Source organism: Methylorubrum sp. SL192 (assembly GCF_026672325.1).
In the GTDB taxonomy this organism is placed as follows: domain Bacteria; phylum Pseudomonadota; class Alphaproteobacteria; order Rhizobiales; family Beijerinckiaceae; genus Methylobacterium; species Methylobacterium extorquens.
In genome coordinates this window covers 785,357-804,222 of record NZ_JAPPQV010000003.1, presented here as the reverse complement: position 1 = coordinate 804,222, position 18,866 = coordinate 785,357, and the positions used below count along the sequence as shown (strand labels likewise).

At 69.0% G+C, this 18,866-nt stretch carries 18 protein-coding genes; 8 read left to right on the top strand and 10 right to left on the bottom strand.

Annotated features, from left to right (window positions below):
• Positions 1-3: 3 nt before the first annotated feature.
• From recR to truA, 5 genes are all read left to right on the top strand, one after another.
• Positions 4-609, top strand: coding sequence for a recombination mediator RecR (gene recR, locus OVA30_RS04595; protein WP_003599880.1), 606 nt, complete (start codon positions 4-6; stop codon positions 607-609).
• A 114-nt stretch (positions 610-723) separates the two neighbouring features.
• A complete protein-coding gene (locus OVA30_RS04590) occupies positions 724-2,010 on the top strand; it encodes a glycosyltransferase family 87 protein (RefSeq protein WP_326493607.1) in 1,287 nt (428 codons plus the stop codon).
• A 255-nt stretch (positions 2,011-2,265) separates the two neighbouring features.
• Entirely contained in the window at positions 2,266-2,781 is a 516-nt protein-coding gene (locus tag OVA30_RS04585; protein WP_003599876.1) for a peptide deformylase, read from the top strand.
• Between the two features lie 10 nt (positions 2,782-2,791).
• Positions 2,792-3,721 (top strand): methionyl-tRNA formyltransferase, encoded by a 930-nt coding sequence (fmt, locus tag OVA30_RS04580; RefSeq protein WP_268174730.1) that lies wholly within the window; start codon positions 2,792-2,794, stop codon positions 3,719-3,721.
• 13 nt (positions 3,722-3,734) lie between these two features.
• Entirely contained in the window at positions 3,735-4,487 is a 753-nt protein-coding gene (gene truA, locus OVA30_RS04575; protein ID WP_268174729.1) for a tRNA pseudouridine(38-40) synthase TruA, read from the top strand.
• A 54-nt stretch (positions 4,488-4,541) separates the two neighbouring features.
• On the opposite strand, the gene dapE is transcribed toward truA, so the two are convergent.
• Positions 4,542-5,708: a succinyl-diaminopimelate desuccinylase gene (gene dapE / locus OVA30_RS04570; RefSeq protein ID WP_268174728.1), complete on the bottom strand. Its 1,167-nt coding sequence runs from the start codon at positions 5,706-5,708 to the stop codon at positions 4,542-4,544.
• Positions 5,709-5,982: 274 nt separating this feature from the next.
• Here dapE and OVA30_RS04565 point away from each other — a divergent pair, with 274 nt between their 5' ends.
• Complete coding sequence (locus tag OVA30_RS04565) at positions 5,983-6,801, top strand: HesA/MoeB/ThiF family protein (protein WP_268177454.1); 819 nt, start codon at positions 5,983-5,985, stop codon at positions 6,799-6,801.
• Here OVA30_RS04565 and OVA30_RS04560 read toward each other — a convergent pair.
• The 7 genes from OVA30_RS04560 to OVA30_RS04530 form a co-directional block, all read right to left on the bottom strand.
• The gene (locus tag OVA30_RS04560; RefSeq protein ID WP_268174727.1) at positions 6,749-7,624 is read right to left on the bottom strand and encodes a DUF1186 domain-containing protein; all 876 of its coding nucleotides are present in this window, start codon (positions 7,622-7,624) and stop codon (positions 6,749-6,751) included. The two genes, OVA30_RS04565 and OVA30_RS04560, sit on opposite strands and share 53 nt — an antisense overlap.
• Positions 7,625-7,649: 25 nt before the next feature.
• Positions 7,650-10,073 carry a phenylalanine--tRNA ligase subunit beta gene (gene pheT / locus OVA30_RS04555; RefSeq protein WP_265222548.1) on the bottom strand — a complete coding sequence of 808 codons (2,424 nt, stop codon included), beginning with the start codon at positions 10,071-10,073 and terminating at the stop codon, positions 7,650-7,652.
• Between the two features lie 64 nt (positions 10,074-10,137).
• Positions 10,138-11,217 carry a phenylalanine--tRNA ligase subunit alpha gene (pheS, locus tag OVA30_RS04550; protein ID WP_056462532.1) on the bottom strand — a complete coding sequence of 360 codons (1,080 nt, stop codon included), beginning with the start codon at positions 11,215-11,217 and terminating at the stop codon, positions 10,138-10,140.
• Between the two features lie 183 nt (positions 11,218-11,400).
• Positions 11,401-11,766, bottom strand: a complete 366-nt coding sequence (gene rplT, locus OVA30_RS04545; RefSeq protein ID WP_003602669.1) for a 50S ribosomal protein L20 — start codon at positions 11,764-11,766, stop codon at positions 11,401-11,403.
• A gap of 52 nt (positions 11,767-11,818) precedes the next feature.
• Positions 11,819-12,022 (bottom strand): 50S ribosomal protein L35, encoded by a 204-nt coding sequence (gene rpmI / locus OVA30_RS04540; protein ID WP_003602670.1) that lies wholly within the window; start codon positions 12,020-12,022, stop codon positions 11,819-11,821.
• Positions 12,023-12,215: 193 nt separating this feature from the next.
• The gene (locus OVA30_RS04535) at positions 12,216-12,500 is read right to left on the bottom strand and encodes a HigA family addiction module antitoxin (protein ID WP_268174726.1); all 285 of its coding nucleotides are present in this window, start codon (positions 12,498-12,500) and stop codon (positions 12,216-12,218) included.
• A gap of 13 nt (positions 12,501-12,513) precedes the next feature.
• Positions 12,514-12,795, bottom strand: a complete 282-nt coding sequence (locus tag OVA30_RS04530) for a type II toxin-antitoxin system RelE/ParE family toxin (protein ID WP_056111697.1) — start codon at positions 12,793-12,795, stop codon at positions 12,514-12,516.
• A 251-nt stretch (positions 12,796-13,046) separates the two neighbouring features.
• On the opposite strand from OVA30_RS04530, the gene OVA30_RS04525 reads away from it, so the two are divergent.
• Entirely contained in the window at positions 13,047-14,180 is a 1,134-nt protein-coding gene (locus OVA30_RS04525) for a glycosyltransferase family 4 protein (RefSeq protein WP_015822208.1), read from the top strand.
• 158 nt (positions 14,181-14,338) lie between these two features.
• Complete coding sequence (locus OVA30_RS04520; protein WP_056111703.1) at positions 14,339-16,675, top strand: amylo-alpha-1,6-glucosidase; 2,337 nt, start codon at positions 14,339-14,341, stop codon at positions 16,673-16,675.
• Positions 16,676-16,867: 192 nt separating this feature from the next.
• Here OVA30_RS04520 and infC read toward each other — a convergent pair whose 3' ends face one another.
• Positions 16,868-17,389, bottom strand: coding sequence for a translation initiation factor IF-3 (gene infC / locus OVA30_RS04515; RefSeq protein WP_003602674.1), 522 nt, complete (start codon positions 17,387-17,389; stop codon positions 16,868-16,870).
• A 176-nt stretch (positions 17,390-17,565) separates the two neighbouring features.
• Positions 17,566-18,795 (bottom strand): glycosyltransferase family 4 protein, encoded by a 1,230-nt coding sequence (locus OVA30_RS04510; RefSeq protein ID WP_056111706.1) that lies wholly within the window; start codon positions 18,793-18,795, stop codon positions 17,566-17,568.
• Between the last annotated feature and the right edge of the window lie 71 nt (positions 18,796-18,866).

Genomic DNA, 18,866 nt, shown 5'->3' with positions numbered 1-18,866 from the left:
CGCATGCCCCAAGCCGTCGCCGGCCCCGAGATCGAGCGCCTGATCCAGCTTCTCGGGCGCATGCCGGGGCTCGGGCCCCGCTCCGCCCGCCGGGCCGCGCTCCAGCTCATCAAGAAGCGCGAGACCCTGCTCGCGCCGCTGGCCGACGCGATGCGTGTCGCGGCCGAGCGCATCGTCGTGTGCCGCTCCTGCGGCAACGTCGATACCAGCGACCCCTGCACGATCTGCCGGGACGAGACCCGCGATCCCACCACCCTCGTCGTGGTGGAGGACGTGTCCGACCTCTGGGCGCTGGAGCGGTCCGGCGCGGTCAAGGCGCGCTACCACGTGCTCGGCGGCGTGCTCTCGGCACTCGACGGGGTGCGGCCCGAGCACCTCACCATCGCCCGCCTCGTGGAGCGGGCGGGCGAGCCGGGAGTGAAGGAGATCATCCTGGCGCTGAACGCCACCGTCGACGGCCAGACCACGGCTCACTACGTCACCGAGTCGATCAAGCCTTTCGGGCTGACGGTCACCCGCCTCGCCCACGGCGTACCCGTCGGCGGCGAGCTCGATTATCTCGACGAGGGCACCCTGACGGCGGCGATCCGCAGCCGCACGGCGTTCTGAGCCGGCGGTCGGCGCGGGCCGGAACGAGGCTCTAACCGCCCTTTAAGTCGCGGCACGATAAAAGCCCGGCATCGGCCGTCGCGCGACGGTCCTGTCCAAGTCGGGTGGTCTGGGATGCGAACCGCATCGTTGCCAGCGGAGCAGAGTCGGCCCCGCCCGGCGACGGTCTACGAGCGGCTTGCGACGCCGCTGGTGGTGCGCACCCTTCTCGCGGCCCTCACGGTGGTGATCCTGGGCCGGACGGCGCGGTTTACCGGCCTTTTCGGCCCCATCGGGCTCTCGGATTTCGACATCCTCCACATCGCGGGCCGGATGGTGTGGCGGGGCGACATCGCGGATGCCTATCACCTTCCTGCCCTGTTGCGGGTCCAGCAGGACCTCACGGGGCAGCAGGACTTCCTGCCCTGGGCCTATCCGCCGCCGTTCAACCTCGTGGTGGCTGTGCTCGCGACCCTGCCGGTCAGCCTCGCCTACCTGCTGTTCACCGGCACGACGCTCGCCGCGTTCCTGTTCGTGCTGCGCCGGATCGCCGGTCCGTTCTTCCCCGCCCTCCTGATCGCGCTGTTTCCAGCCCTCTTCATCACGGTGTCCTGCGGCCAGAACGGGTTCCTCACGGGCACGCTGATCGGCCTGTCCTGTCTCGGGCTGGTGCATGGGAGGGCCTCGGCCGGCCTGCCGCTCGGCCTGATGGTGATCAAGCCGCATCTCGCCGTCGGCGTCGCGGTCTGTGCCCTGGCCCTACGGCGATGGGCGTGCTTGGCCGTGGCCGCGGTCACCGCGGGCCTCGCGGCGGCGCTCGCCACCGCCGTGCTCGGCCCGGCGATCTGGCCGGCCTTCCTGCGGGGCGCCGACGAGGCATCGGCCAACCTGGCCGCGGGCCTCTATCCCCTGTTCCGGATGGTCTCGGTCTACGCCTCGCTGCGCAGCCTCGATCTGCCGGCCGCGGTCGCACTCGCGGCGCAGGTGGTCACGGCCGTCACGGCGCTCGGCTTCGTCCTGCTCGCGCTCCGGCGCGGCGTAGCGCGGCGTCAGGTGGTCGGCCTCGCCGCCGCGGCGGGCCTGCTCGTGAGCCCCTACGCCTACGATTACGATCTGTCGCTCTACGGCGTCGGCCTGGCCCTGCTGCTTCCGGATCTTCTCGATCGCGCGAGCCGCCGCGAACAGGCCGCCCTGCTCGGTCTCGGCTGGGTGGCCAGCGGCTACGGCTTCGTCGCCGGGACGATCAACGAGCACCTCGCTCCGGTCGGAGCGGAGCCTCTCGTCGCGCTGTCGCTGCCCGGTCCGTTTCTGCTGATCCTGCTCGCGTTGATGTGGCACGTCCTGGGGCGAGAGCGGGCTCCGGCTTCGGCATTACAGACCGATCCGGCCGCGGCCGCGCTGCAGGCATCTGCGGCGCTGTGACGGAGATGCACCCAGAGCCAGAGCGCGAAGAGCGCCGCGCGGAGCGGGCTTTTCAGGACCTTCGGTCGTGAAAGGCATCGAGCGGAGCGGCCGCCGGCACTTGAGGCCAGAATAAAACGAGGGTGATCGCTTCAAGCGATCAGCCTCGACGCACACGGGGATATTTGACCACCCCGGCGCTGCCGCCTATCTGCGGGTGGTGAAACGCCTTTTCAGGCTCCTGCTCGCGCTCTCGCCCATCCCAGCCCGGAAGCCATGACCGTCCGCCCCCTCGTGATCCTGCCCGACGCGCAGTTGCGCCTCACCTCCGAGCCGGTGGCGGCCGTCACCGACGAGATCCGGACGCTTGCCCGCGACATGATCGAGACGATGTACGACGCCCCCGGCGTCGGCCTCGCCGCGATCCAGATCGGGGTGGCCAAGCGGGTCGTCACCATCGACACCTCGAAGGACGAGAACGCGAAGAATCCGACCGTCTACCTCAACCCGGAGATCGTCTGGGTGTCGGAGGAGAAGCGGGTCTACGACGAGGGCTGCCTGTCGATCCCCGAATTCTACGGCGAGGTCGAGCGGCCGGACCGCGTCCGGGTGCGCTACATGAACCTCGACGGGCAGATTGTGGAGCAGGAGGCCGACGGCCTGCTCGCGACCTGCCTCCAGCACGAGATCGACCACCTCAACGGCGTCCTGTTCATCGATCACCTGTCGAAGCTGAAGCGTGACCGGGTGATGAAGAAGTTCACCAAGGCCGCCAAGCGCGACGCCGCCTGACGACGACCCGATGCACATCGTCTTCATGGGAACGCCGGATTTCGCCGTTCCCACCCTGGATCGCCTCCACGCCGACGGGCACACGATCGCCGCCGTCTACACCCGCGCCCCGGCCAGAGCCGGCCGCGGCATGGCGCTCAAGCTCTCTCCGGTCCATGCCCGCGCCGAGGCTTTGGGCCTTCCCGTTCTGACGCCGACGACGCTGAAGAGCGAGGAGGCCGCCGAGACCTTCGCCGGGCATGAGACTGACGTGGCGGTGGTCGTCGCCTACGGCATGCTGCTCCCGCAGAGGATTCTCGACCTTCCGCGCTTCGGCTGCCTCAACCTGCACGGCTCGCTGCTGCCGCGCTGGCGCGGGGCCGCGCCGATCCAGCGGGCGGTGATGGCAGGCGACGCCGAGAGCGGCGTCGGCGTGATGCGGATGGAGGCCGGGCTCGATACCGGGCCGGTGGCGATGGAAGCGCGCCTTGCAATCACCGAAGGGATGACTGCGGGCGAGCTGCACGATGCGCTGATGCCGCTCGGCGCCGACCTGATGGGGCGGGCGATCCGCGCGCTCGAGCGGGACGGCCTGACCTTCACGTCGCAGGCGGAAGAGGGCGTCGTCTACGCGCACAAGATCACCAACGAAGAGGCGCGGATCGATTGGTCGCGCCCGGCCGCGGAGGTTGCGCGCCACATCAACGGGCTGTCGCCGTTCCCCGGCGCCTATGTCGAGGTTGATCTCGGCAAGGGGCCGGAGCGGGTGAAGGTGCTGCGGGCCGTCACCGCCGAGGGCTCCGGCGCGCCGGGCACGCTGCTCGATGCCGCCGGCACGGTGGCTTGCGGCACGGGCGCGGTGCGGCTCCTCGAACTGCGCCGGGCCGGCAAGGGCGGCACTGCCAGCGGCGAGGCGTTCCTGCGTGGTGCCCGGCTGGCGGCGGGGGAGCGGCTCGGGTGAGCGCGCAAGCCTGATGCCCCGCTACAAGCTCGTCATCGAGTACGACGGCGCGCCGTTCCGCGGCTGGCAGCGTCAGGCCGACGACCCGACCGTGCAGACCGCCATCGAGACCGCCGTGACGCGCTTCTCCGGCGAGACGGCGCGGCTCACCTGCGCCGGCCGCACCGATGCGGGCGTGCACGCGATCCATCAGGTCGCCCATCTCGACCTTGCGAAGGATTGGCGCACCGACACCGTGCGCGACGCGCTGAACGCGCATCTGCGGCCGCAGCCCGTCGCCATCCTCTCCGCCGAGGTGGTGCCACAGGAGTTCGACGCGCGGCACTCGGCGATCCGGCGGCACTACCGCTACCGCATCCTCAACCGGCGCAGCCCCGCCGTGCTCACCCGCGCTCATGTCTGGCAGGTGCCCTGGCCGCTCGATGCCGAGCTGATGCACAGGGCGGCGCAACGGCTCCTCGGCCACCACGATTTCTCGGCGTTCCGCGCCGCCGAGTGCCAGGCAAAGTCGCCGATGCGGACGCTGGAACAGCTCGACGTGACCCGCGAGCGGATGGGCCTGTTCGAGGAGATCGTGATCGCGACCTCGGCCCGCTCGTTCCTGCACCATCAGGTGCGCGCCATGGCCGGCACGCTGATGCTCGCCGGCTGCAAACGCCTCTCCGCCGACGACGTGGCGGAGATCCTGGCGACAGGGGCCAAGCACCGCTGCGGGCCGCTGGCGCCGGCCTGCGGGCTGACGTTTGTGGGTGTCGATTATCCCTAGCGTCGGCGCATCGTCTCTTCAGACAAGCCGGCAACCACCTTTCGGGGCGATGCGTCAGAAGTAAGCGTCCAGCACCCGACCGTAGATCGCGGTGAGCCGGTCGAGATCCGCCACCGCCACCCGCTCGTCGGTCTCGTGCATGGTCCGTCCGACGAGGCCGAACTCGATCACCGGGCAGGCATCCTTGATGAAGCGGGCGTCCGAGGTGCCCCCCGTGGTGGAGAGCGCCGGCCGCCGGCCGGTCTCGGCCTCGATCGCATCGGCCACCCGATCGACGAAGGCGTCGGGCTGCGTCAGGAAGGCCGGCGAGTTCGAGGGCTGAAGGTCGAGGCTGAACCGCACCGCGTTGCCGGCCGCCGCCTCCAGCCGCCGCCGGATCTCGGCGCCGAGGGTGTCCGCCGTCCAGTCATCGTTGAAGCGCACGTTGAACACGGCCTTGGCCGAGGCCGGGATCACGTTGGTGGCCGGGTTGCCGACATCGATCGTCGTGAATTCGAGGTTCGACGCGTCGAAATGCGCCGTGCCGCCGTCGAGGGGGGCGGCCGTCAGCGCCGAAGCGAGGCGAAGCAGGCCGGGAATCGGGTTCTCGGCCCGGTGCGGATAGGCGACGTGGCCCTGGCGCCCGTGCACGGTGATGCGCCCGGTCAGCGAGCCGCGCCGGCCGATCTTGATCATCTCGCCGAGGGTGTCGGGGTTGGTCGGCTCGCCGAGCAGGCAATGGTCGAAGCGCTCGCCCCTCGCCTTCGCCCAATCGAGCAGCTTCACGGTACCGTTGACCGCCGGCCCCTCCTCGTCGCCGGTGACGAGAAAGGCGATGGAGCCGCCGAAATCCGGCCTGTTCCGGTCGAGGAAGGCGAGCGTTGCCGCGAGCATGCAGGCGATGCCGCCCTTCATGTCCACCGCGCCGCGCCCGTAGAGAAAGCCGTCGGCGACTTCGCCCGAGAACGGCCCGTGGGTCCAGGCCTCCGTCTCGCCGGGCGGCACCACGTCGGTATGGCCGGCAAAGACAAGGACCGGCCCTGCGGTGCCGATCCGGGCGTAGAGGTTTTGGATGTCCGGCGTGCCGGGCTCGGAGAAGACCGGACGCTCGACCGAGAAGCCCGCCCGCGAAAGACGATCCGCCAGGAACGACAGAGCCCCCCCCTCCTCCGGCGTCACGGAGGGGCAGCGGATCAGCGCCTGGGCGAGGGCGAGGGGGGAATGGTCGGACAAGGGCGGCACCGGTGGCTCGGGAAAGATGGCTCGGGGAAGGACGGCTCCTCCCAACCCTGTCCCTCATCCTGAGGTGCCCGCGTCAGCGGGCCTCGAAGGATCTTCCAGCGTCCGCGCGGCTTCTGGAGGATCCTTCGAGGCTGCTCCGCAGCACCTCAGGATGAGGGAGCGGGTGGGAAACAGCGGCGATCGTCGAAGGGGTAAGCCCTAGCACGCACCTGCTCCGCGCGCAGCAAGCCCCAGACCGCTTCCGCTCCCCGTCCAAGCGGCTTACATGGCGCGCATGGCCCTCAACTCCGAAGAGATTGAACGCTACGCCCGCCACCTCGTCCTGCGCGAGGTCGGCGGCCCGGGTCAGGCCCGGCTGAAGGCGGGGCGCGTGCTCGTCATCGGCGCGGGCGGGCTCGGTGCGCCGCTGATCCAGTATCTCGCCGCCGCCGGCATCGGCACGATCGGCATCGTCGATGACGACACCGTCTCGCTGTCGAACCTGCAGCGGCAGGTCATCCACGGCACGCCTGATATCGGCCGCCCGAAGGTCGAGAGCGCGGCGGAGGCCGTGGCCCGGCTCAACCCGCATGTGCGCGTCGTGACCCATGCCTGCCGCCTGACGCCCGAGAACGCCCCTGCTTTGCTCGCCGACTACGATCTCGTGGCCGACGGCTCCGATAATTTTGCCACCCGCTACGCCGTCTCGGATGCGTGCTTTGCCGGTAAAAAACCACTGGTGACGGCGGCGCTCGGCGCCTTCGACGGTTCGCTCACCACGATCCGCGCGCACGAGACCGGGCCGACGGGTGAGCCGAACCCGACCTATCGCTGCCTGTTCTCGAGCCCGCCGCCGCCGGGCAGCGTCGCACCGTGTTCCGAGGCCGGCGTGCTCGGGGCGCTCGCCGGCGTGATGGGCTCGCTGATGGCGATGGAGGTGATCCGGGCGCTCGCCGATTTCGGCGAGCCCCTGGTCGGGCGCCTGCTGATGGTGGATGCCCGCTCGATGCGCTTCGAGACGCTGGCCTATGCCTGGGACCCGGACAACCCGTTGAACGGGGTCAGGACAGGCCCGGCAGCCGAGCCGGCGGGGCATCCGCTTCCGCCGCGGTGAGGCAGCACTTCTTGTACTTCTTGCCCGAGCCGCAGGGGCAGGGATCGTTGCGGCCGACATCCTTGAACGGGTTCTTGACCGGCTGGCCGTAGGATTCCGCGGTCCAGCCCAGCGCGCCGACCGGATCGTCGAGATAGGTGTAGCGGTGGGCGTCGAAGGCGCTGAGGTCCGGCGGCGCAGCGCTCGCCTGCTTGAGCGCCTTGCGGAACCACGGAAGGTCGCTGAACTCGTCGGTGATGCGGCCGTCGCGCCGGGCCGCCTCCACCCGCGGGGCGAGCGCCTTCAGCCCGAGATAGGCGACCGCCTCTTCCCAGCCGATCCAGGCCGGTGCTTCCTCGACCGCCGACCGCGCCTCGTCGAACCGCACGAGCAGCGCTTCCGCCTCGTCGAGCGGAATCCGGCCCTGGCGGGTCAGAAAGCCCAAAGCCGCGAAGGCCGCGTTGCGCAGGAAGTCGTCGGCGGTGCTGTCGAGGATCAGCCGGGCGAGCGCCGCGGTGTCGCCGTCGAAGGTCGAGGCGATCACGGCCGGCAGGGTCTCCGCCGAGGCATCGCCGAGAAGCCCGTCGACCGCTTCGCCGTCCTGGCGCATCAGGCGCATCAGGAGCGGAAAGACCCGCGTGTCGCGCGCTGCGGCCAGGGCGTGCAGCCCCCAGAACAGGAGGTTGGTCTCCTCGTCCGCGATCGCCTCGGCATCCTCCGCCGCCCGCTCCAGCAGGGCAAGCACCGGTTCGGCGATCGCCTCGGGATTTTGGGCAGCCCGCTTCAGCGCCTCGGCCGGGAGATGTTTCTCCTGCGTGAGAACCGCGACGAGTTCCGCGTCCATGGCCGTCTCCCTCGGTCGGACTCGATTAGGAGCGCAGGGTCGCGCCGGTCTTCTTCGACACCTCGGCGACGATCTTGGCGCTCACCGCCTCGATCTCCGCATCGGTGAGGGTACGCTCGGAGGGCTGCAGCCGCACCGCGACCGCGACCGACTTCGACCCGTCCGGGATGCCGGCGCCCTCGTAGAGGTCGAACACCTCGATGCCGGTGATCAGCTTGCGCTCAGCGCCCTGCGCCGCCTTCAGGATGTCGGCGGCGGGCACGTCGCGGGGGACGACGAAGGCGAAGTCGCGGGAGATCGCCTGAAGGTCGGGCAGCACCAGGGCGGGCTTCGCCTTGGTCGGCCGGTGGCGCGGCAGAGGCAGGGAATCGAGAGTGATCTCGAAGGCCACCAGCGTGCCCTTGAGATCCATCGCCTTCAGGAGCCGCGGATGCAGCTCGCCGAAATGGCCGACCACGTTCTTCGGACCGAATTGCAGCGTGCCCGAGCGGCCCGGATGCAGCCAATCGGGCCCGCCGGCCACGATCTGGAGCCCGCCGGTCGGCACGCCGAGCGCCGCGAGCAGGGCCAGCGCGTCGGCCTTCGCCTCGAAGGCATCGACGGCTTCCGCCGCGCCGCTCCAGTGGCGCCCGGAGCCCGCGTGCCGCGCCGTGCCGCGGCGCAGGCCGGTGGCGCGCAGGCTCTGGCCCTCCGGCTCGTCGCTGGCAAAGCATTGGCCGACCTCGAATAGGGCTGTGTCGGGGAAGCCGCGGTCGGCGTTGCGCTGCGCGGCCCGCAGCAGTCCCGGCACGAGGCTCGGGCGCATATCGGAGAGGTCGGCGGCGATGGGGTTGGCGAGCGCCAGATCCGCTCCGCCGCCGCCGAACAGCCGGGCATCCTCGTGCGCGACGAAGGAATAGGTCACCGCCTCCAGCATGCCGCGGCCCGCCAGCGCCCGCTTGGCGAGGCGGCCGCGCCGCTGCAGCACGGTGAGCATCGGCTCGACCGCCACCGTCTCGACGCGCGGCAGCGGCTTCGGCTCGATCCGGTCGAGGCCGGCGATGCGCACGATCTCCTCGACGAGATCGGCCTTGCCCTCCACGTCCGGCCGCCAGGACGGCGGCAGCACCTTCACCCGGTCACCCGAGCCGGAGATGTGGAAGCCGAGCGACTCCAGCGTCACCTTCATTTCGGCCCGCGACAGCTCGATGCCGGCCAGCCGCCGCACCTCGGTCCAGGGGAAATCGATGACGCGGTCGAGATCCGGGATCTCGCCGGCGATGCGGGCCTCGCTCGGGCTGCCGCCGCACAGGTCGATCACGAGGCGGGTGGCGAGGTCGAGCCCCGGCAGGGCGAAGGCCGGATCGACGCCGCGCTCGAAGCGGTAGCGCGCATCGGTGATGATGCCGAGGCGCCGGCCGGTGCGGGCGATGTTGCGCGGATCCCAGAGCGCCGACTCGATCAGCACGTCGGTGGTGGTCTCGTCGCAGCCCGAGGCCTCGCCCCCCATAATGCCGGCGATCGACTCGACGCCGTTGCCGTCGGCGATCACCACCGCCTCGGAATCGAGCCGGTAGGTCTTGCCGTCGAGCGCGACGAGGCTCTCGCCCTCCTCGGCTCGGCGCACGGTGAGGCCGCCCGCGACCTTGCGCGCGTCGAAGACGTGCAGCGGCCGGCCGCGGTCGAAGGTCATGTAGTTGGTGATGTCGACCAGCGCGTTGATCGGGCGAAGGCCGATCGCCCGCAGGCGCTTCTGCATCCACTCGGGCGAGGGTCCGTTCGTCACGCCGCGCACGAGGCGGAGCGCGAAGAGCGGGCAGAGACCCTTGTCGTGCTCGTCGAAGGCCAGCGTGACCGGCACCGGGCAGGGCCCCTCGCCCCGCACCGGCGGCATCGGCTCGCGCTTGAGGGTGCCGAGGCCGGTGGCGGCGAGATCGCGGGCGATGCCGTGGATCGAGGTGCAGTCCGAGCGGTTCGGCGTCAGGTTGATCTCGATGACCGGATCGTCGAGCCCGGCCCAGAGGGCGTAGGGCGTGCCGACCGGCGCGTCGGCGGGCAGATCGAGGATGCCGTCATGGTCGTCGCCGAGGCCGAGTTCCGCGCCCGAGCAGAGCATGCCGCGGCTCTCGACCCCGCGGATCGTGCCGACCGACAGGGTGATGGCCTTGCCCGGAACGTAGGTGCCCGGAGGCGCGAAGACCGAGAGCATGCCGGCGCGCGCATTCGGCGCCCCGCAGACGACCTGAAGCGGCTGGCCGTCGCCGGCATCGACCTGACAGACCCGCAGGCGGTCGGCATTCGGGTGCTGCTCAGCCGAGATCACCCGGGCGATCACGTAGGGGCGAAGCGCGGCGGCCTTGTCCTCGATGCCTTCGACCTCGAGGCCGATCCGCGTCAGCGACTCGGCAATCGCGTCGAGCGAGGCCTCGGTGTCGAGGTGGTCCTTGAGCCAGGAGAGGGTGAATTTCATCTCAGAACATCCTCGCGGCCGCCGGAGCGGACCGGGCCGGGATCGAAAGTCAGGGCGGCGGGTCTCAGGCGGTCAAGCCGCCGACCAGGCTCGGCACGTCGATCGGCCGGAAGCCGTAATGCTCCAGCCAGCGCACATCCGCCTCGAAGAAGGGACGCAGGTCCGGCATGCCGTATTTGAGCATGGCGAGGCGGTCGATGCCCATGCCGAAGGCGAAGCCCTGGACCTGATCCGGGTCGAGGCCGCCGCTGCGCAGCACGTTGGGATGGACCATGCCGCAGCCCAGAACCTCCAGCCAGTCGGTGCCCTCGCCGAAGCGCAGCTCGCCCCCTTTTCGCGAGCACTGGATATCGACCTCGGCCGACGGCTCGGTGAAGGGGAAGAACGACGGGCGGAAGCGCATCGTCACGTTCTCGACCTCGAAGAAGGCGCGGCAGAACGATTCGAGCACCCATTTCAGGTTGGCGATGTTGGCCGAGCGGTCGATGACGAGGCCCTCGACCTGATGGAACATCGGCGTGTGGGTCTGGTCGGAATCGTGCCGGTAGGTGCGGCCGGGCATGATCACGCGGATCGGCGGCTGCTTGGCGCGCATGGTTCGCACCTGAACCGGCGAGGTGTGAGTGCGCAGGAGCTTACGCCGTCCGAGATGGTCGGGGCGTAAGAAGAACGTGTCGTGCATCTCCCGCGCCGGGTGGCCTTCGGGGAAGTTCAGCGCGGTGAAGTTCAGCTCGTCCGTCTCGATATCCGGCCCTTCCGCCACCGAGAAACCGAGATCGGCGAAGATCGCGGTGATCTCCTCGATCACCTGGCTGATCGGGTGGATGCGGCCGCGGATCTCCGGCGCCTCGCGCAAGGGCAGCGTCACGTCGATCCGCTCGGCGGCGAGCCGCGCATCGAGGGCGGCGTTCGCCAGCGCCTCGCGCTTCTGCGCGATCGCGCCCTGCACCCGGTCGCGCAGGCCGTTGATGAGGGGGCCGCGCTCCTTGCGCTCGTCGGGCGTCATCGCGCCCAGCGTCTTCAGCAACTCCGAGACGCTGCCCTTCTTGCCGAGCGCCGCAACGCGCAGGGCTTCGAGGCCGGCCTCGTCCCCGGCCTGCTCGATCTGCCCGAGAAGATCGCGTTCGAGAGCGTCGAGATCCATTACCGCTGTCCTTGGCCAGTCGTCCGGGGCTGCCTTCGCGCGTCGTTCGCATTCCTGCAAGCGCGCGAAGGGGCGGACCGGGGCCGTCGGGCAGACATGCCCCGGCCGGAAATGAAGAAGGCGCGGCGCTTGCCGCGCCGCGCCTTGTCAGAGCTTCGAGCGTTCCGCCGTTCGGCGGAGCGATCAGGCGGCCTTCGGCAGGGCCGACTTCGCCTTCTCGACGACGGCGGCGAATGCGGCCGGCTCGTGGATGGCGAGTTCGGACAGCGCCTTGCGGTCCACCTCAATGCCGGACTGGGCCAGGGCATTGATGAAGCGGGAATAGGTCAGGCCGTGCTCGCGCACCGCCGCGTTGAGCCGCTGGATCCAGAGAGCGCGGAAGGTGCGCTTCTTGTTCTTGCGGTCGCGGTAGGCGTACTGCAGACCCTTCTCCACCGCCTGCTTGGCGATGCGGATCGTATTCTTGCGGCGGCCGTAGTAGCCCTTGGCAGCCTTCAGAACCTTCTTGTGCTTCGCGTGACTGGTCACGCCACGCTTGACGCGGGCCATGGGAGATCTCCTGGAACGTTAAGACAAAACAGATCGCGAGGGGTGGAAGAACTTACCGCTGGTTCGGCAGGAAGTACTTCTTCACGTTGGCAGCATCGCCCTCGAACAGGGTCGTCGTGCCGCGCAGGTTGCGGATCTGCTTGTTGGTCCGCTTGATCATCCCGTGGCGCTTGCCGGCCTGGGCGTACATCACCTTGCCGGTGCCGGTGATCTTGAAGCGCTTCTTGGCGCCCGACTTCGTCTTCAGCTTGGGCATTTCGCTCTCCTGAACGCGACAGCGATCCGGCCGGCGGCCGGGACTTCGCGCTTGATGCTGCTGGAGCAACGGGAACCGCCACGGCAGCCCTAATCGGCCGGGCGGTTCGACGCGGGCGGCTTATGGCAGAAACATCCGCCGGTTTCAATCGATCGCGGACGCAACATTCGCCCTTGAGCGTTCGGCGGCGGCGTCAGGCGCTTTCGAGAGCACGCAAGGTGGAATAGTCGTGCTCCGCGACGGCCCTCGACAGATCGTGGGCGGTCTGGAGACTCATCCAGAATTCCGGCGTGGTCCCGAAGAACCGGCCGAGGCGGCAAGCCGTGTCGGCGGTCATCCCGCGGCGACCGCGCAGAAGTTCGCTGATGCGGTTGGCCGGCACCTCGATCGCCTTCGCCAGAGCGTTGGCGCTCATTCCCAGGGGTCGAAGGTATTCTTCGAGCAGGATCTCGCCCGGATGAGATCTAATGCGAGGCATGCCGCACCCTCCTTCAGTGATAATCGACAATCTCGACATCCTCGGGGCCCGAACCGTCCCATCGGAAGCAGATGCGCCATTGATCGTTGATGCGGATGCTCCACTGGCCCTCGCGATCACCCGACAGCTTCTCCAGACGGTTGCCGGGCGGGCTGCGCAGGTCGCTCACGACGGAGGCGGCGTTCAGCATATCGAGCTTGCGCCCGGCCGCAGCTTGAAAGGACCGCCAGCGGCGATGGCACACACCGTGCACGTCCAGCGCTTCGGTGTCCCTGTTGCGGTAGCTGAGGATCATGAGGTCGTCATTGTACGGACAACGTACAGCATTGTCCGATGCTCCACAATCGCACCCGCGCGATCCGGCCTGCGTCGCCGGCCAACATATGTGGAAAACTGGTATTCCGTGGGGTTGCAAAGATTGCCGCTCACCCCAGGCGAGGGGCGGAACCATAAACCTTGGCTGTCTGTTTCGTTCATGTCCCGCTCAGGCCGCGTCCCCCATTAGTCTCGCCAACATCCCTATTTCCTGTCACAGGAGACGTCTTCGTGCGCATTGCCCAGGTTGCCCCGCTCGCGGAAGCCGTGCCGCCGAAGTTCTATGGCGGCACCGAGCGTGTCGTATCGTGGATCACGGAAGAACTCGTTCGCCAGGGTCACGACGTGACCTTGTTCGCGAGTGGTGATTCTCAGACTTCGGCCAAGCTTGCCGCCTGCCACCCGGAGGGCCTGCGCCTTCTCGGCTACCGCGATCACACCGCGGGCCACCTCGCCATGCTGCATCACGTGCATCGCCGGGCGCATGAGTTCGATGTGATCCACTTCCACATCGATCTCTTGCAGTATCCGATGTTCGAGGATCTCTATCACAAGTGCCTGACGACCATGCACGGTCGCCTGGACGTGCCGGACTTCATGCCGGTCTACAACACCTTCACCGGCATGCCCCTGGTCTCGATCTCGGACAACCAGCGCGATCCGATGCCGGAGAGCTCCAACTGGCTGGCCACGATCCATCACGGCCTGCCCAAGCAGAACTGCCCCTACTATCCGGAGGCCAAGGGCGGCTATCTCGCCTTCCTCGGCCGCATCTCGCCCGAGAAGCGCCCCGACCGCGCGATCGAGATGGCGATCCGTTCCGGCACGCCGCTGAAGATCGCCGCCAAGGTCGACAAGGCCGACCAGGAATACTGGGACGAGAAGATCGAGCCGATGATCCACCACCCGCTGGTGGAGTATATCGGCGAGATCAACGAGGAGCAGAAGAAGGACTTCCTCGGCAACGCCCTCGCGCTCGCCTTCCCGATCGACTGGCCGGAGCCCTTCGGCCTCGTGATGATCGAGGCGATGTCGGCCGGCACGCCGGTGATCGCCTTCGGCAACGGCTCGGTACCGGAGGTCATCAAGGACGGCGTCAGCGGCTTCATCGTCAACTCGATGGACGAGGCGATCGAGGCGTGCCGCAAGGTCAAGGATCTGCCGCGTGCCGGCGTCCGCGCCCATTTCGAGGGCCGCTTTACCGCCGAGGTCATGGTCCGCAAGTACGTCTCGGCCTACGAGCAGCTCCTGGCCGGCCAGGGAAACGTGCTCAAGATGCCAGCCGCCGGCGCCTTCTCGCCCCAGTACGGTGAGCTGAACGGTTCGGCCCACGGCCCGATCCACGTCGCCGCGATGCCGGCCTAACCGCTCGACGAAAACCCGCCCTGGCCCTCGCCGGGGCCGGCGAAACGCCTAACTGAATGGGTCCGACAGGGCCGCCGGTCGCTACGAGGCGATCGGCGGCCTTCGATTTGCGAGGGTCACCTCGCTCGCATCGGATCAACGGCAAAAAGGCGCTTCGCATGGCGGCACAGGACGACGCAGCCCATCTCCACGCCGACGGCTCCGAGGGACAGACGGCCTCGCGGTTCGGCTTCCTCGACGCTGACGAGAACCTGCCGCAGTATCATATCGAGGCGCAGGCCTCCCTGGTGGACCGCCCCTTACGCGCCCTCAAATACGGCGAGGCTTTCGCCGTGCTCGACAGCTACGGCGACATCGGCTGGGTTCCGGGGCCGGAGGGCCTCTACTTCCAGGACACGCGCTACCTCTCGCGCCTCGCGCTGACGATCGAGGACGAGCGGCCGATGATGCTGTCCTCGGCGATCCAGGACGACAACGGGGCGCTCAGCGTCGATCTCACCACCCCCGATATCCGGCTCGACGCGGGCGACGAGACCGCGATTCCCCGCGAGCTGATCGCCATCGAGCGCACCAAGTTCCTGTTCAAGGGCGCCTGCTACGACCGGATCGGCCTGCGCAACTACGATACCCGCCGCCGTCGCCTGCGCATCGGCGTGACGTTCGACGCCGATTACCGCGATCTGTTCGAGGTTCGCGGCTCGGACCGGGCCAACCGCGGCAAGCGGACCGTCGAGCGCCGCAGCGCGACCGAGGTGCAGTTCCGCTACGCCGGCCTCGACGAGATGGTGCGCACCACCTCGCTGCATTTCGGGCCGAAGCCGCACACGCTGGAGCCGGGCAAGGCTGAGTTCGTGGTCGAACTGGAGCCCGGAGCCAACACCTCGCTCTTCATCCGCGTCGTGTGCCAGTCGCACCGCGCCTATACCAGCGCGCCGGGCCCCGAGCGGGCGGGTGAATCCGCCGCCGCAGCCCTGTCGCGGGCGGCGGGCAGCCTGGCTGAGCAGCCGGACCGGTCCCTGGGCGAGGGGCGTGTCTTCGCCCGCGCCTACCGCGACAACCGCCGCGACCAGCGCCAGATCACCGCCGGCATCACCACGATCATCTCCTCGAACGATCAGTTCAACGAGGGCCTCTGCCGGGCGACCGCCGACCTCTACATGCTGGCGACCCGGACGCAGGAGGGCATCTACCCCTTCGCCGGCATCCCCTGGTACTCCACGGTGTTCGGGCGCGACGGCATCATCACGGCGATGATGGCGCTCTGGATCGACCCGAATTTCGGTAAGGGCGTGCTGCGCTTCCTCGCGGCGACGCAAGCCAAGGAGGTCGACCCGGCCGCCGACGCCCAGCCCGGCAAGGTGCTCCACGAGACCCGCCGCGGCGAGATGGCGATGCTCGGCGAGGTGCCCTTCCGGCACTATTACGGCACCATCGACGGCACGCCGCTCTTCGTGATGCTGGCAGCCCAGTACCATGAGGTGACGGGCGACCTCGACACGATCCGGGCGATCTGGCCGCAGCTCAAGCTGGCGCTGGAATGGATCGACACATACGGCGACCGCGACGGCGACGGCTTCGTCGAATATGCCCGCGAGACCGAGCAGGGGCTGGCCAACCAGGGCTGGAAGGACAGCCACGATTCGATCTTCCACGCCGACGGTGCCATGGCCAAGGGGCCGATCGCCCTGTGCGAGGTTCAGGGCTACGTCTACGCCGCCAAGCGCGGTGCGGCGCGGCTTGCGAGCATGCTCGGCGAGGACGACCTTTCGGTCCGGCTCTCGGCTGCCGCCAACACCCTTCGCGAGAACTTCGACAAGGCGTTCTGGTGCGAGGAGATCGGCACCTACGCGCTCGCGCTCGACGGCGCCAAGCGCCAATGCGCCGTGCGCTCCTCCAATACCGGCCACGCCCTGTTCACCGACATCGCCCTGCCGAAGCGGGCCGCGGGCGTCGCGGCGCAGCTCCTGTCCAACGACGGGTTCAACGGCTGGGGCATCCGCACCATCGCCAAGGGCGAGGCGCGCTACAATCCGATGTCCTACCACAACGGCTCGATCTGGCCGCACGACAACGCGATCTGCGCCCTCGGGCTCGCCCGCTACGGCCTCAAGGAGGAGGCGGCGCTGGTGTTCGAGGGGATGTTCGACACGAGCCTGTACTACGACCAGAAGCGGCTGCCGGAGCTGTTCTGCGGCTTCATGCGGCGGCGCCAGCGCGGGCCCGTGAGCTATCCCGTGGCCTGCTCGCCGCAGGCCTGGGCAGCGGCGGCGCCCTTCGCCTTCCTGGCCGCCTGTCTCGGGCTCGAAATCGACCAAGCCCGCAACCGCATCCGCTTCCGCAATCCGATCCTGCCGCGCTTCCTCGACGCGGTGGAGCTGTTCAACCTCAAACTCGGCGACTCGCGGGCGGATATCCGCCTGCACCGCCACGGCAACGACGTGACGGTGTCGGTGACGCGGCGCGTCGGCGACGTGCAGATCGCGATGCTGAAATAAGTCTCTTTGCGCTTTGCCGGCGGCCTCATACTTCGGGGGCCGTCGGCATTCTGAAGCCCCGTCCAGTCGCTCCGCCGCGCGGAGCCCTCATCCTCCGACGCAAAACGAAAAATGCGCCGCCCCCGCGAGGGAGCAGCGCATTTGCGGACGAGCCTGTTCCGCGGGAGCGCGGAGAGGCCGGGGCTGAGGCAGTTAGCGCGGCGCCAGGATCATGATCATCTGGCGGCCTTCGAGCATCGGCTCGCTCTCGACCTTCGCGATCTCCTGGGTCTCCTGCTTCACACGTTCCAAGAGCCGGAGGCCGATATCCTGGTGGGCGATCTCGCGGCCGCGGAAGCGGAGGGTGACCTTGACCTTGTCGCCTTCCTCGAAGAACCGCTGAACGGCCTTCATCTTCACTTCGTAATCGTGCTTGTCGATGCCGGGGCGGAGCTTGATCTCCTTCACCTCGACCGTCTTCTGCCTCTTGCGGGCCTCGTTCTGCTTCTTCTGTTCGTTGAAGCGGAAGCGCCCGTAATCGAGGAATTTGCAGACGGGAGGGACCGAATTCGGCGCGATTTCGACGAGGTCGAGGCCGACCTCCTCAGCCATGGCCAGCGCGTCGAAGAAGGGCACGACACCCCGGTTCTGCCCATCCTGGTCGATGAGCTGGACGTCGCGGACGCCGCGTATGTCCCGGTTTGCGCGCGGCCCGTCCTTCTGCGGGGCCGGCATGGCTCTCATTGGTCTGCGAATGGCTCAGTTCTCCTGTATCAACGACAAAACGGCAGCCTGAGAGCCACCGCGTCTGGCGAGCCCCGGCCACCGATTGATCCGGCGCTGCCGGACGGCACTAACTTGGCAAATCTTCTTGCCGAGTCAACTCGCGGGACTGATTTCGGTTCACCCTGTCACGTTTTGGCTCGGTTCAGAAGGTCGGCGTAGACGTTCAGGGTGCCGTCGATCATGCGATCGAGCGAGAAATTCGCCTCGACATGGGCCTGCGCCCGGCGCGCGAGGCCGTCGCGGGCGCTGGCGCCGAGCGAGAGCGCGTCCTTCAGCGCCTCGGCCAGAGCCGCGGCATCGCCGGGCGGCACCCGCCAGCCGGTGCGCTGGCCGGGCTCGACATCGGGGGGGGCCAGCACGGTCTCGGGCACGGCGCCGAGATCGGAGACGACCACCGGAATGCCGAGCGCCTGTGCCTCGACCGCCGAGCGACCGAACGCTTCCGGCTCCACCGAGGGGACCGCGACGACGGAAGCTGCGCGGAAGGCCGCCGGCATGTCGGTGCAATGGCCGACCCGGCGCACGATGCCCGACAGGCCGCGTGTCTCGATCAGCGCGTCGAGCTCGCGCTCATAGGCCGTGCGTCCCTGCGGATCGCCCGCAAGCACGACGGCGAAGTCGGTGAGGCCGAGGTCGCGCAGGCGGGCGGCGGCCTCGATCAGCACGCGCTGGCCCTTCCAGGCGGTGAGCCGGGCGGCGAGCAGCACGACCCGCTCGTGCGGTGCCACGTTCCAGGCCCGGCGCAGGCTCTCGACCCGTGCCGCCGCGACCGCCGAGGGCGTGAACGCCGCCAGATCCGTGCCGCGGTGGATCACGCTGATCCGGCCGCCGGCTTGGTCGGGATGGGTCCGGCGGATCAGGTCGGCGGTGTAGTGCGAGTTGGCGATCACGACGTCGCCCCGCGCCATCACCGAATTGTACAGGACCTTGACGCTGGTCCGGCCCGAATAGCTGCCGTGATAGGTCGTCACGAAGGGCAGCTTCAGCCGGCGCGCGGCGCCGAGCGCGACCCAGGCCGGGGCGCGGGAGCGGGCGTGCAGGATCTGCACGTTCTCGCGGCGGCAGAGCCGGGCGAGGCGCTCGACGTTGAGCGCCATGGCGAACGGGTTCTTGGTGTTGGCCGGGAACGGCACCCAGATCCCGCCCTTGGCCTGCAACTCGCCGACGAGCCGCCCGCCTTCCGTGGCCACCAGCGGCCGCGCGCCGGCCTCGGCGAGGGCGGCCGCGACGTCGACGGTGGTGCGCTCGGCGCCCCCTGCCTCCAGGGCCGGGATGATCTGCAGCACCGTGACGCCCGCCAGCGGCGAAGCCTCGGACAACTGCACCGGGCCGCCGGACAGGCTGCCTCCGCTCATCGCGTCACCCGTGCCGGGACGGTCGCTTGGGATTGGGTCATGAGGTAAGGATTGTCCCCGCGGCTTTACGG